Annotated in this window: 11 protein-coding genes; 7 read left to right on the top strand and 4 right to left on the bottom strand. The window is 46.5% G+C overall.

All coding sequences use genetic code 11. The features are described 5' to 3' along the window. The first annotated feature begins 188 nt into the window (after positions 1-188). From KW844_RS21585 to KW844_RS21570, 4 genes are read left to right on the top strand one after another with little or no spacing between them, the layout of a single operon-like run. The gene (locus KW844_RS21585; RefSeq protein WP_218378860.1) at positions 189-707 is read left to right on the top strand and encodes a glucosaminidase domain-containing protein; all 519 of its coding nucleotides are present in this window, start codon (positions 189-191) and stop codon (positions 705-707) included. 57 nt (positions 708-764) lie between these two features. Then, a complete protein-coding gene (locus tag KW844_RS21580) occupies positions 765-2,201 on the top strand; it encodes a hypothetical protein (RefSeq protein WP_218378859.1) in 1,437 nt (478 codons plus the stop codon). Next, positions 2,170-3,420 (top strand): GDSL-type esterase/lipase family protein, encoded by a 1,251-nt coding sequence (locus tag KW844_RS21575; protein ID WP_218378858.1) that lies wholly within the window; start codon positions 2,170-2,172, stop codon positions 3,418-3,420. Before KW844_RS21580 ends, KW844_RS21575 begins: the two co-directional genes overlap by 32 nt. A gap of 6 nt (positions 3,421-3,426) precedes the next feature. Continuing rightward, positions 3,427-4,911: an MBOAT family protein gene (locus tag KW844_RS21570; RefSeq protein WP_218378857.1), complete on the top strand. Its 1,485-nt coding sequence runs from the start codon at positions 3,427-3,429 to the stop codon at positions 4,909-4,911. On the opposite strand, the gene KW844_RS21565 is transcribed toward KW844_RS21570, so the two are convergent. Beyond that, positions 4,908-5,834 carry an AraC family transcriptional regulator gene (locus KW844_RS21565; RefSeq protein WP_218378856.1) on the bottom strand — a complete coding sequence of 309 codons (927 nt, stop codon included), beginning with the start codon at positions 5,832-5,834 and terminating at the stop codon, positions 4,908-4,910. The two genes, KW844_RS21570 and KW844_RS21565, sit on opposite strands and share 4 nt — an antisense overlap. Positions 5,835-6,000: 166 nt before the next feature. Here KW844_RS21565 and KW844_RS21560 point away from each other — a divergent pair, with 166 nt between their 5' ends. After that, entirely contained in the window at positions 6,001-7,320 is a 1,320-nt protein-coding gene (locus KW844_RS21560; protein ID WP_218378855.1) for a porin, read from the top strand. Here the strand turns inward: KW844_RS21560 and KW844_RS21555 are convergent. From KW844_RS21555 to KW844_RS21545, 3 genes are all read right to left on the bottom strand, one after another. Continuing rightward, entirely contained in the window at positions 7,317-8,432 is a 1,116-nt protein-coding gene (locus KW844_RS21555) for a cell wall metabolism sensor histidine kinase WalK (RefSeq protein ID WP_218378854.1), read from the bottom strand. The two genes, KW844_RS21560 and KW844_RS21555, sit on opposite strands and share 4 nt — an antisense overlap. A gap of 171 nt (positions 8,433-8,603) precedes the next feature. Further along, complete coding sequence (locus KW844_RS21550; RefSeq protein ID WP_218378853.1) at positions 8,604-9,287, bottom strand: response regulator transcription factor; 684 nt, start codon at positions 9,285-9,287, stop codon at positions 8,604-8,606. A 151-nt stretch (positions 9,288-9,438) separates the two neighbouring features. Beyond that, positions 9,439-10,173 carry a DUF1003 domain-containing protein gene (locus KW844_RS21545; RefSeq protein WP_218378852.1) on the bottom strand — a complete coding sequence of 245 codons (735 nt, stop codon included), beginning with the start codon at positions 10,171-10,173 and terminating at the stop codon, positions 9,439-9,441. A 192-nt stretch (positions 10,174-10,365) separates the two neighbouring features. Here KW844_RS21545 and KW844_RS21540 point away from each other — a divergent pair, with 192 nt between their 5' ends. Together KW844_RS21540 and KW844_RS21535 are read left to right on the top strand one after the other, a co-directional pair. Next, positions 10,366-12,567 (top strand): hypothetical protein, encoded by a 2,202-nt coding sequence (locus tag KW844_RS21540; RefSeq protein WP_218378851.1) that lies wholly within the window; start codon positions 10,366-10,368, stop codon positions 12,565-12,567. Between the two features lie 16 nt (positions 12,568-12,583). Further along, a complete protein-coding gene (locus KW844_RS21535; protein ID WP_218378850.1) occupies positions 12,584-14,353 on the top strand; it encodes an ABC transporter ATP-binding protein in 1,770 nt (589 codons plus the stop codon). Positions 14,354-14,428 lie beyond the last annotated feature (75 nt).

Here is a 14,428-nt window from a genome sequence, read left to right as displayed (position 1 = left end):
TAACAAGATCTTAACGGAAAAGAGTAGCGAGTAGACGAAAGAAACGTATTATCTAAATTTTTAAAGTAATATTGCGGTGTAGGGACATCGTTGATATGTGAGGTAAGAAAGTGATGCTGAAAACAAACAACAATCTATCACCTGTAACAACAACTAACACTAAGCTTATGTGTATGATTAACTCTACTATGAGCAAAGCTGCGGCTTGTATTTGTGCGGTGTTTTTATTGCTAATGCTCAGCAATGTTGGGTATGCTCAACAATCGACAAGCAATTATTTGAAAAAATTCAAACCGGTATCTGTGGAATTAATGCAGGAAACCGGAATTCCTGCCAGTGTTATTCTGGGCATTGCGATGCTGGAATCTGGCACTGGTACCAGTAAAAATGCTAAATTGCTGCATAATCATTTTGGCATCGTTGGTAAAAACAATCTGCAACAGACAAACGCAGGATACAAATCCCGCTACAAACAATATCTGTCAGATGTGGCTTCCTACGAACACTTTGTGCAGCTGTTAGCTAAAAAGAAGTGGTTCTCAGATATGAAAGGAAACATGGAATACACTACATGGCTTCATAAAATGAACCATAGCGGGTATTCAACTGCGGGCCAGGAATGGATAAGACGTGTGACTTCTATTATTAACCGTTATAAATTGTATAAGCTGGATGCGGCCATAGGCAGCGTTGCAAGCGGTTCTTAAGCATTGATGCACTATGCCACTTGTTGCCAGGCGCTCCGGTAATATGCCTGACTATACATGAATAATTTGCCTGGCAAAAATAAGGCTGCCTACCCATTTCTGATTATCGCGGGTTCATTGGCATGCCTGGTGGCTTTATCCCAGCTGAACTACAGCTTCTCCTACAAGGATTTCCAATTCAGAAAACTGGATATGCTGTCCGAAATCAGGACCTCATCTCCCGAACAAGATAAAAATAATCCCGCCCTCGCCGGTAAATCCGGCAAGGGCGGGTCTGTTACAGATACCGCCGTTACCGTGGTAGACAGCTCCGGAACAGTGACCACACTGCCTAATCCGGATGCACATCACGACTACATGGAATACTCCGGTATCATGCAATATGCCTCTGCGCAATACAGCGAAGATGCCGCCGGCATGCATAAATTCCTCCAGGCCCTGGCGGAGCTGAAAGCAGGCAAAAGAAAAAAAGTACGCATCGCCTACTTCGGCGATTCCATGATCGAAGGTGACCTGATCACCGGTGAACTGCGCGATAGTCTGCAACATTTCTTCGGCGGACAAGGCGTAGGGTTCGTGCCCATTACCTCGGTAGTGGCCAGCTTCAGAACCACCATCACCCATACCTACTCCAAGGACTGGACAGACTATTCCTATAAAAAACTGCCCCCATCCAATATTCCGCTCGGTTTATCCGGGCACACCTTTATCCCGTCAGCTAACAGCTGGGTGAGATACACACCGGTGAAAAAGCCGCGACTGGATAAGTTCAATGAAATTTCCATCCTGTATGGTCCTGCCTCCGGCACCGGCCTTACGGTAAACGATAAAAGCTATACGCTCGACGGCAATGCCGCTGTAAACAGACTCGATCTGCGTCAGGATACAGGACTGCCATCGGTAACTATCAAATACGCCGGAGGCGCCGCAGGGCCCCTCTTTGGCGTTAGCTTCGAAGACGATAACGGTATCTATGTGGACAACTACTCCTTCAGAGGTATCAGCGGTATCGAACTCGGAAAGCTGTCGGCAGATATGATCCGCCGTATGCAGCAGGAACACACTTACGACCTGGTAGTATTTCATTACGGCGCCAACGTATTATGGCGTCCGGAACTGACCGACTACAGCTGGTTTGAGCGCCCGATGAAAAAGGTGCTGGATTCGCTTCGCAACGATATCCCGGCTACCTCATTCCTTATCATCGGTACCGCCGACAAATCCTATCGTAAGGGCGACCAATACGTTACCGCGCCGGGCGTACCAGCGCTGTTAGCTGTGCAACATGATCTGGCGGCAGAACACGGAACTGCCTTCTGGAACCTCTTTGCAGCAATGGGTGGAGAAAATTCAATGGTGAAGTGGGTCGAAAGTGATACCCCAGGTGCGAACAAGGATTACACACATTTTAACAGGTTAGGAGCGTCTAAGGTAGCGTCGCTGCTATACAAAGCTATCATGAATGAATATAGGCAGACAAATACTGTTCAGTAGTTTAGCCCTGCTGTTGTTGCTGGGAGGTAAAAATGCAGTTGCACAAGGATTTAACGGTGATAATACCATCACCCAGGATACAGCACTGTACCGGTTCTTCGGTTTACTGGATCACGCGGATACCAGCGTGATCTCCATTTTACACCTCGGCGATTCACACGTGCAGGCAGGCTATTATCCACAAACCAACGGAGCCATGATGCAACAGCAGTTTGGTAACGCAGGCCGTGGATTTGTATTTCCCTATAACCTGGCAGGTACCAACGGCCCGGAAGACTACCGCTGGTCAAGCCCCATCAAATGGAATGGCGAAAGAGTAGTAGATCGATATAAATCACCTATTCTCGGTCCCGGCGGTATTGCTATTACCACCAACGCCACCACGCCATCTCTCAGCTTTATTGGCAAACAGGATTCCTTCCAGGAAACATCATTCAATGAAGCAGAATTACTGTATGATCCCGGAAACGACTCTACCACCGTTTTTGCTGCCACTGCCGATGTGATCATCACCCCGCAGCCATTTACCGGATCACCTACCATTCAGAAAGCCACGCTGAGCTTCAGGGATCAGCAACAGATATTTTCTGCCCGTTTTGATAATACCGCTAAAGGGCCATTCCGTTTCTATGGTGCGTTTTTACGTAACGGAGAGAATGGATTGATCTATAGCAGCGTAGGTGTCAATGGCGCCATGTACCAGCATTACAACGAATACAGCAACATACTGCTCGCCCAGATGTCGGTCATGAAACCGCAGCTGGTGATCATATCCCTCGGTACCAATGAAGCCTACGGCCGATTTGATGCCCTTGCCTTTAGAAATGAAATTGATAAAACCGTTTCACTTTTAAGAGAACAAAACCCAAACGTATGTATCTTGCTGACTACTCCTCCGGATTGTATGAGGGTAATCAAAAGTTCGTACCGTAAAAAAGTGAAAGGAAAATGGCGTAGATACAGCAAAACCTCCGTTACACCTAATCCATACATCGCGATGGCCACCGCCCAGATTGAAGGCTACGCCCGCGAAAAAGGATTGGCATGCTGGAATTTCAACGCAGTGAATAAAGTACAGAAAGCCCGGTTTAACCCGTTCTGGGGCGCCGATCATGTACACTTCAGTGCCAAGGGATACCAGCTGCAAGGGCAACTGCTCAACGAAGCATTAATGTCTGCCTACAAAAAATACCAGGCTGAAACCAAGAAAATATATTAACATCCAATGATCGACGTCAATAAGCTGTTTGACCTGTTGCTTTACGATCCTAATGATCCGGTGCTCTTTAACAGTGCTTTCTTTTTCTATTATTTTGCAGTATTTCTGCTCTGTTACCTGGCAGTCCACAAAAGCAAAGCAGGTAGGGTATGGGTTTATACCCTGTTTTCCCTGTTTTTCTTTTATAAGGCCTGTGGCTATTATGTAGGATTGGTCATACTTTCCGCCATTGTGGACTTCAACCTTTCCAAGTGGATTCATCGGACACCGAAAAAGTCCACCAAAAAACTGCTCCTTATTTTTAGCATCATCCTCAACATAGGATTGCTGTTCTATTTTAAGTACACCAACTTCTTCATCGGTATCATCAACGATTTTGCGGCAGGCGGTATTCCACTGCTGAAGCTGACTTTACCGATCGGGATATCCTTCTACACCTTCGAAAACCTCAGCTATACGATCGATGTATACCGGGATGAAATCGAACCCGTGGATAACTTCATGGACTACCTTTTCTTCTTGTCCTTCTTCCCGAAGCTGATGATGGGGCCGATCGTACGTGCGGCCGACTTCATTCCGCAGATTTCAAAGCCCTATGTCATTGATTCGGATGATATCGGAAAAGGGATGTACCTGATCATAAGTGGGTTGTTTAAGAAGATAGTCATATCTGACTTTATCTACCTCAACTTTGTACAATACATATTTGATGACCCGAGTAAGCACACCGGCCTGGAATGTTTGCTGGGCGTGTATGGCTATGCCCTGGTGATTTATTGCGACTTCTCCGGATATTCGGATATGGCGCTGGGTATTGCCCGCTGGACCGGCTTCAAGATTCCGCCAAACTTTAACTCTCCTTATCAAAGTAGCTCCATTACAGAGTTCTGGCGCCGCTGGCATATTTCATTGTCCAGCTGGCTGAGGGATTACCTGTATATTCCTTTGGGTGGCAACCGGAAAGGCAGGGTAAGACAATATGTAAACCTGGCCCTGACCATGCTGATCGGAGGTTTCTGGCATGGGGCGAGCTGGAACTTTATTTTCTGGGGCGGAATGCATGGTACTATGCTGGCCATTGATAAAGTAAGGCTCGATTACCTGAAGAAACGGCAAATCCAGTTTGGTGGCTTCTCTGGTGGCCTGTTGAAAGTGCTGGGCGTCCTGTTTACCTTCCACTTTGTTTGCTTCTGCTGGATCTTCTTTAAGGCGGCTACCTTCCATGATGCGTGGGCGCTCATACATCAGATTGCGTACGACTTCCAGCCTGAAATCTGGCCGGAGCTGTATACCGGTTATACCGCAGTTTTCTGGGTGATGGTGATGGGCTTTGTGCTGCATTTTATGCCGGCAAAAGCGGAGCTGTCTATGGAAAACATCTATTCAAAACTGCCCGTTGTGGCCAGTGTAGCCGTAATGGTAGCATTTGTATGGTTGCTGGCGCAGGTGAAGAGCACCCAGCCAATGATTCCGATTTACTTCCAGTTCTAACAGCCGTACCGCTTTTCACACGGAATGAATACTTCGCAGGTATTTATTCCGGTAAGGGAAATAAAAAATTGATTGCTATTCATCTTGAAATAACTCACCCTGCAACAATGGTTAATAAAATTATACATGGGCAAGCCGGCTTCGGCGAAGCCCATGTTTAGTTTAAGGTGTTTATAATTATTGGCAGGTATATGCTTTTCCAGGAGGTTCATGTCATTGAATCCGGCCCTGAGCCGCTGGTGCATAAAATTATATGCATTAGTGGTTGGTACCAACAGGCCAACATACATCATCATTTTATCGTAAGCAGTAACCGGCACCGTATCCAGGGTTCCGGTAATGATCCTTGCCTCTGGCATTAGCAAGGTAGAACGGGCTACTCTGAATTTACTGATATACGCCATCATATATTTTACCATGTTCCGTATCGGATCATGCTGGCTGGGCAAAAAGGTATAATAAAGCGTAAAGCTGCCTTCGTATATTTCAGTTGTATTATCCATACAAAAGATATCTCTCAGATCATTGGCGGATGAAGTGATCAATTTGGTGATATACAGGGTTTCCTCCTCATTTGGCAGATAGAGTTTATTCCTGTAAAATGCCGGCGTTTCACCGTATTCCAGGGCAAAAGCTTTCGTAAAAGATTGAGGGCTGGCATAGCCGCAATAGGCCGCAATCTGGCTAATGGAAAATGCCGAATGCCTTAAAAGACCACCTGCCTGTTCTAATTTCCTTCGTTTGGTAAATTGTTTGAACGATTCCTGATGAAATATTTCGAATCGCCTGCTTAGCGTTTGCGCATCCACGCATAGCATATCGGCGATGCTGATAATGGAAATATCGTCGGAAAGGTGGTTGTCACTGATCGCAATCGCATGATCCACCTTCTCTTTCCAGAAGGTATACGTATTAGCTTGCATAGTTGGGATTTATATCCAGAAGTTCGGATAAAGCGTCCGCTGAAGCCTTAATTTGTACTGTTAAGTTTTTGGATTAACGAACGATTAACATAAATATGAACAGGGGATTCTCAGGGTGTGAAATTCCCCCGCGATGCTGTACTTTTGCGCCAAATCTAGATTGCGGATGCGCTTCGATAAATTCTTACTGGTAGCCTGTGTATTGATAGTCACCTCTTTTGCCGCCCGGGCCCAGTTCCTGATGGACATGATTGATACCACCTCCAGCCTTGGAAAAGGAATGCTGTCTATGTACCGGAAATATGATGCGCTCCGCTTTAGTGGCTATATTCAGCCGCAATTTCAGATGGCCACCGCCAGAGGAATCAATACCTATGCCGGCGGTAACTTCAATAAGGAATCCGATAACCGCTGGATGCTCCGCCGTGGCCGTATCCGCGTGGATTACGAGCATTACAACGAGCAGGAGATGCCGGTACTGCAATTCGCTTTCCAGTTCGACGGAACAGAAAGAGGCGTAAATATCCGTGACTTCTATGGTCGCGTGTTCGATACCAAATACAATGTATTCGCCTTTGCCGCAGGTATGTTTGCCCGTCCGTTTGGCTGGGAGGTAAACCTCTCCTCCGGCGACCGGGAAACGCCGGAACGTGGCCGTATGTCGCAAATCCTGATGAGAACGGAGCGCGACATCGGAGGAATGCTGTCCTTCGAGCCCCGGAAAAAAGACCACCCGCTTAGTTTCCTGAAGATAGACGCCGGTGTATTCAATGGCCAGGGCCTTACCGGTCCGAGCGACTTCGACAGCCACAAGGACTTCATTGGCCGCATTTATATCAAGCCCAGAAAGCTGAATGCACAAAACTGGCGACTGTCAGGCGGTGTATCCGTGCTGATGGGAGGCATGCAGCAGTTTACCAATGTGATCTACACCATGGACGATGCCCATGCTTTTAAAGTGGATTCTACCCCCACCAATGCCGGTAAAATAGCTCCCCGCCACTACTACGGTGCGGATATGCAGTTGAAAATACCGAATGGAAAAGGAAAAGGTTTTACCCAGTTCAGGGCAGAATATATCCGTGGTAAACAAACAGCTACGGCCTTAACTACCGAAACGCCAGGAATTATTCCATTGACTCCCGATGGGAAATATGCTCCGCTATATATCCGCAAATTTGATGGCGCCTACCTGTATTTCATACAGCACCTGGGTAGTGATAAACACCAGGTAGTAGTGCGTTACGATTGGTATGACCCAAATAAAGACGTGAAAGGAAAGGAAATTGGTGCGCCGGATGCAGGGTTAACGCTGGCGGATATACGATATAATACACTGGGCTTTGGGTACCTGTATTATTTAAACGAGCACCTAAAGCTCAGTGTATACTATGACTGGGTGAAAAATGAAGCAACTGCTTTGCCTGGTTATGAGCAGGACCTGGACGATAATGTGCTGACCTGCCGCCTCCAGTACCGTTTTTAAAATTCTCCTCTGCCGGCTTCCAGTGTGAAACCGAAGGTGCTGCCTATTTCAGGCTTACTCCTAACGGTAATTGACTGGTCGTGCGCTTCCACGATGTGTTTTACAATGGCCAGTCCCAGACCGGTCCCGCCAATATCGCGGCTCCGTGCGCGATCCGTACGGTAGAAGCGCTCAAACACACGTGGCAGATGCTCTTCCGACATACCGATGCCGTCGTCGGAAATTTCGATCAGTACCCGCTTGCCATCCATATTGTAGATGCTGGCGATGGTATGCCCATCCTGCTTGCCGTACTTGATGGAGTTATCCACCAGGTTGATCAGCACCTGCCGGATCTTTTCTTTATCCGCCACCACATGTAACGGCGTTTCACAACCTTTTTTAATGCTGAATTTAATGCCTTTGGTATTGGCCTTCAGCGAAAGCGTATCGAATACATCCTTCAGCAGGTCCTGGATGACGAAATCCTCTACATTAACCGTCATTTCCCCGCTTTCGAGCTTGGATATCTCATCCAGGTCGTCCAGCAGGCGACATAGGCGATCAATATTTTTGGTGGCGTTTTTCAGGAACATTTTATTGACACTGGGATCTTCCAGCGCACCGTCCAGCAAGGTGTGGATATAGCCCTGTACCGCAAAAATGGGGGTTTTGAGTTCATGGGAGAGATTTAAGAGAAACTCTTTCCTGAACTCTTCGTTACGGCGCAGGTTATCCAGCTCTTCTTTCTTCTGGCTGGCCCACTTTTCCACATCTTCGCTTACCTCTTCAATGGTTTTCAGCGGAAGTATGTTTTTATTGAAAAACTCTTCCCGCTTAGAGGCCTTTGTCTGATAAATGAATTTGTAAATGAGTTTTATTTTCCGGTAGATGAAATTCTGCAGGGTGTACAGATACAGGTAATAGGAAACCAGAAAAGTAAGCACAAATGCGCCGGCAGTAATTTTATAGTCGCCCGATACCAGGTAACTAAACAGGGCAATCACAAAAGAGATAACCAGGGCTGTGAATCCTGCGAGTTTCTGTGGCGAAAGGTTTTTAGTTTTGAACATACTCCAGAGTGAGTAATTATTGTAATAGTGGGAAATTACTTTAAATTTTTTACTTGCCATAAAATTGTCTGGTAATGTAGGTGCCCGTTGGGCTTTAGCTGGTGATCCGTGGCCTGTGGCCGTGCTCATTTCCGGGAAATACCTTGCCGGACGACTTTAGCATCTCCCTAAAACAAAAGATAAAACAAAAAGAAAGCCGCCAGCGGCGGCTAAATAATATGGTGGGAAAAATTACATCTCAAATTTATACCCCACACCTTTAACGGTAGTAATGAGGTCAATCCCAATCTTCTGGCGGATCTTACGAATATGTACATCGATGGTCCTGTCGCCCACAATCACCTCTGTACCCCACACCTGATTCAGGATTTCATTGCGGAGAAACACGCGGCCTGGCTTGGATGCCAGCAATTGCAGCAGTTCGAATTCCTTCTTAGCAAGGATGATCTCCTGGCCTTTATAGGTAACAGTGAATTTTTCACGGTCGATGATAAGGTCGCCCAGCTGCATCTGTTGCTCTTCCGGCTTGTGCAGGCGGCGGAACAGGGCATTGATACGACTCACCAGTAATTTCGGCTTAATAGGTTTCGCGATGTAGTCATCAGCGCCCATATTCAGTCCGTCAATTTCTGACTTTTCATCATTGAGGGCCGTCAAAAAAAGAACCATGGTATCTTTGAACTCCGGGAATTTCCTGATTTCCCGGCAGGTATCGATACCGTTTTTGTTAGGCATCATGATGTCGAGCATGATCAGGTCCGGACGGAAAATTTTAGCTTTTTGGATAGCCTCATTGCCGTCTTTCGCAATTACAGTGTCATACCCGGCAGACTTGAGATTATAACTGATGATCTCAAGAATATCGATTTCGTCATCTACTACCAGTATTTTTCCAGCTACGGCTTGGTCTATCATATATTGTTGCTTTTATAAAAGACGCCACAAAATTAGATGCTGCGCGCTGTGATTAATGGAAAAATAACATTATGAAATTGTTAATTCACCATAATAGGCCATACCGGCCTACACTCCTGCAAGGTAAACTAAAATCACGGGGTAGTATTTATTAAGGTTGCTTACTATCCGTATCCTTATGGTTTTGAATAGTTTTTACTGCGGCAAGCAGCTGTTTCATCATTTCCAGTTGGGCCTGCTGGAGCTCCAGCATATCCTGCTGCTGGGTGATGATGAGGTGGTCAATTTTTTCGTGCAGAATACGTACTTCCAGCTCAGATTTCAGGTTTATCATGTAATCGTTCTTTGCTCTGCGCCGGTCTTTTTCCTCCTGGCGGTTCTGACTCATCATGATCACCGGTGCCTGCAAAGCGGCCAGGCAGGATAGAATCAGGTTCAGCAGAATGAACGGATACGGATCAAATCCTTTGTCGAGCAGAAAGAAAACATTGACCGCCATCCACACCAGGATGAAGGCCAGGAAAGAGATGATGAACGTCCAGCTACCCCCGAAGTCAGCAATTTTATCCGCCAGCTTCTGGCCATAGGAAAGGTCGGAAATCAGGTTGTCTTCCTCCAGTTTGTCGGAAAGCGTACGGTTGCTCTTGAGGTTTTCCAATACCTGGCGCTCTACTGACGATAGTTCCCCCATCTCCTCAGAAAAAAGAGATTCATAGAATTTTTGCCGATAGTGGGTAAGCTCTGAAAGCGCAATATGGCACTTGTGGTTAAAGCTGGGATGATCTGTTTTGATCATTCGCATCAACGAAGGACGGATCAGTTTAGCGCTGACTTTTTCTGTTTCCGGGAACTGTTGCCCGGATATGTCGCTGGTAAATGTTTGCATAAGTGATTTCCATTTAACAGTTATCCGTGATTATTTGTTACTCCTTTGGCGGTATTTTATACCGCACTTTATAAAGATATAGGAAAAACATATTTATTTGTGCTTAAAAGAGAGCCCCTAATGGCATTTGCACCGTTGGTTGCTAAATTGGTTGTAAATTTGCTATCAGGTTGGCTGAAAAGGAGAATTATAATGAGGAAATTTTTAATCATTTTCTTGCTGGCGGCTTCTCAAAGCAGCTGGGTATACGCACAGAGCGGACATCTGCAGATACCTATAAGCAGGCAGGGATTCCATGATAATATTGACAAAGAACAGGCAGCAGCAGCGAAGTTCGACGGCAAAGCCGATGATCTCGTGCGCGTGTCTGATGATCAAACCATCAATTTACAGGTTACCAATGCGCTCATCAAGCAGGTAGACAAAATCCAGGAAGAAATTGAACGGGACAGCTCCCTCGACCATCGCCTGAAAGTGAAATACCTCACCGGCATCTATTCTGTGCTGAAAGATTATAACTACAAAAGAGCCCGTACCCTGTTGCAGCCGGAGGAAGCACCGGCCATCATCAACGCTTACCAGGATATGATGCACGCCGATATCAAAGGCAAAAGCATCTTCCCGTATATTAAGGGCCTTTCATTCGAAGGCTCAGAAAAACTGATTGAAATCTTTAAAGATAACCCGGGCTATAAAGAGGCCAGGGGATTGGTGTTTACCAAATATGCCTTTGATAACCTGGAGACGGTAATGCCGAAGCTCAGCGATTATCTCGGATATCCTGGTACCGACTCCATAGTAGCGGCTGTGGCCCGTAAGTATCCTAACCAGGTGCTTACCTATGCTACCTCCTACACGCCGATGGCTACGGCTATCAAGCGCAATCAGGACCCGATAGTACAAACCATCGTAAGGATTGGTAAATCATCCCAAAGCACCCGTATATTGCCATTTATCGATGAGATCCTCGCCGGTACCACCACTGTGGAAGACCTGGAGAAAATCACCGAAAATGATCGCCAGTATTACCGCCAGATGGTGAAATCCACCATCAACCTGCAAAAGATGAAAAGTGAAGGCCATCAGCCGATTGGTATGAAAGCCATGATGGAAAACATGCAGGCCAAATCACTGATTTATATCCGCGATGTGAATGACCTGCACGAAGAACCTGCTACAGTGAGGTTCCGCATCGTCAACGACTTTACACCGGAAGAACTGTACTACCTGATTGTTAACGGCCAGGAGGAGTTATATACCTCCAGCTATACTAATCATGGCAACGCCGGTTTATACGATCAGATGATGATCCGTATGAAACCGCCCCGTGGGGATAGCTTGCTGATGATGGTGCACTTTGACCGTTTCAAGAAGTTTATAGCTATGGCAGCGGGTTTCAATACCCTGGACAACTTCCTGAAATCCATGGCACCGGAGAATTCCAACTACCTGATGCAGAAGTATGTACAGAACCTGGAAAAAACCGAGGATCTGGAAGATGCCGTGGATGTGGCCAACTCCTTTGGCAGTATCCGCGATCCTAAGCTGCTCGACTTCCTCCGTGCAGAGGTGAGAAAGAACCTGGCTTACGTGAAAAAGCACAGCGACCGCCGTGGTACGGTGATCTATCAGCTGCTGACCAGTTTATTTGAGACAGAAGCGGAAAATGGCAACGACTCTTCCAAGGCGACGGACATGGCCAGCAAACTGCAACTGCCTCCAATCAACTATGTCACCTTCAGCAGCCTGGAAAGCGACAGCGGGCGTATATACCAGCAGGTATTTTTCTATGGAGATAAAGATGGCCAGGAATCATACGCCAGCTTTATGAGCAACTTCCCGTCCGGCGACTGGCGGGTGGTAAAAGGCAAATACTGGACTACCATTTCCTCCCTGAAAGGCAAGCCTACTACCATTTATGCAAACCTGCCTATCGATGAGCCGGGAGATAAAGAAGCGATCAGTAAGCTCTCCGACTACCTGGATGAGCAGGATATTCATCCGTCCATCTTTATTCACCGCGGTCATAGTTACCATGTGAATACCACGCTGGATAACCTGCAAAGCTCCGCGAAGATTGTGGTGCTGGGTTCCTGTGGTGGTTATCATAACCTGGCTACGGTACTGGAGAAATCACCGGAAGCACATATCATTTCCTCTAAACAGGTGGGTACCCGCTTTGTGAATGAGCCGATTATCCGTAGTCTGGAAGACGTAGTGAGAAGTGGTAAGAATGTGGACTGGGTGATAATGTGGGCGCAGCTTACCAAGAAATTCGCCGGTGATGCCCGTAACCGCGAGCTGTTCAGCGATTATGTGCCGCCGCATAAAAATCTGGGTGCTATCTTTATCAAAGCGTACAGGCAGATTATGAAAGACGAAAAGAAATCATAGAACAACTAATAGCTAAATGAACGTGGAAAATATCGCAGTAAAGAAAGTATTCGATTCCAGTCTCTTAAGACGTATCTTCTCATTTGCTGTGCCTTATAAGCGCTCATTTATAATATCCATGCTGCTGACGGTGGTGCTGGCGGTAATTTCGCCGCTGCGGCCCTACCTGATCCAGGTAACGGTGGATAAATATATTTCCAACCAGCTGATGCAAATGCTGGTGTTGGTGACGATTATTCAGATAGCCTTACTACTGGTGGAAACGGTAGTAAGGTTTTTCTTTTCTTACCTGACCAACTGGCTGGGACAGTCGGTGGTAAAGGATTTACGGGTAACGGTATACAAGAAGATAGTGCGCCTGAACCTGGCATTTTTTGATAAAACCCCGATAGGCACGCTTACTACGCGTACTATCAATGACATTGAAGCCATCAACGATGTGTTTTCAGAAGGTATTATCAGCATTGTGGCTGATTTGCTGATGATTATTGCCATCCTCACGGTGATGTTTATTGAAGACTGGCGTTTAACGCTGGTGAGTTTATCTCCCTTCCCGATACTGATCATTGCCACTTATATTTTCAAGGAGAGTGTGAATAAGTCGTTTTACCAGGTACGTAATGCGGTATCAGCGCTGAATGCGTTTGTACAGGAGCATATCACCGGTATGGTGGTGGTGCAGGCGTTTACCGGAGAAAAGCGTGAGTTTGCAAGGTTCCGTCAGATCAACAAGGATCACCGGGATGCGAACATTCATGCGATTTTTGCGTATTCCGTGTTTTTCCCGGTGGTGGAAATTATCCTGGCCATATCGCTGGGGTTGATGGTATGGTGGGGGTCCAATAAGGTGTTGAATTACGAGGTAACGCAGGGGGTGATGATTGCGTTCATCATGTACCTGAATATGCTGTTCAGGCCGCTGCGTATGCTGGCGGATAAGTTCAATACATTGCAGATGGGGCTGGTGGCCAGTGAGCGCGTATTCAAGATTTTAGATAACCAGGATTATATTCCCGATAGGGGGCATGAGCAGGGTAAGGACATGAAGGGAGCGATCAGTTTCGATCATGTTTCCTTTGCGTATGTGGAAGACCGGTATGTGCTGAAGGACATCACATTTGATGCGAAGCCGGGGGATACGGTGGCGATTGTGGGGCATACCGGTTCCGGTAAGACTACAATTATCAGTATTCTGAACCGGCTGTATGAAGTGCAGAAGGGAAGTATTAAGATCGATGGGATTGACCTGGCGGGGTATTCCTTACAGGCGTTGCGGAGCAGGATTGGTGTGGTACTTCAGGACGTATTTCTGTTCTCAGGGTCTATTTACGACAATATTACTTTACATAACGCGGCTATTAGCAGGGAGGATGTGATATCTGCCTCCAAACTGATTGGGATACATGATTTTATCATGCAGTTACCGGGTGGGTATGACTACCAGGTGATGGAGCGGGGCAGTACGTTATCGTTGGGGCAGCGTCAGTTGATTTCTTTTGTGCGGGCGTTGTTATATAACCCGGCAATTTTGATCCTGGACGAGGCTACATCTTCCGTAGACACTGAATCAGAGCAACTTATACAAAATGCCATTGATAAACTGATAGCGGACCGTACCGCCATCATCATTGCGCACCGTTTATCCACGATTAGTAAGGCGGACAAGATCATTGTGCTGGATAAAGGGGAGATTAAGGAGATGGGTAGTCACGAGGAATTATTGAGGCTGGAGGGCTTTTATTACAAGCTGCACAGCATGCAATTCAACGCTTCGGCGGCGGGTTGAAATATGATGAAAAAATAAATATTAATTTCTTCGCATGCGACCCCTTAAAAAGCGGGGTAAATTCCAAAAAAAAAT

Source organism: Chitinophaga sp. sic0106, from assembly GCF_019219075.1.
Lineage (GTDB): Bacteria > Bacteroidota > Bacteroidia > Chitinophagales > Chitinophagaceae > Chitinophaga.
The sequence above is the reverse complement of the archived record's forward strand: the minus strand, read 5'-3'. Positions and strand labels throughout refer to the sequence as shown.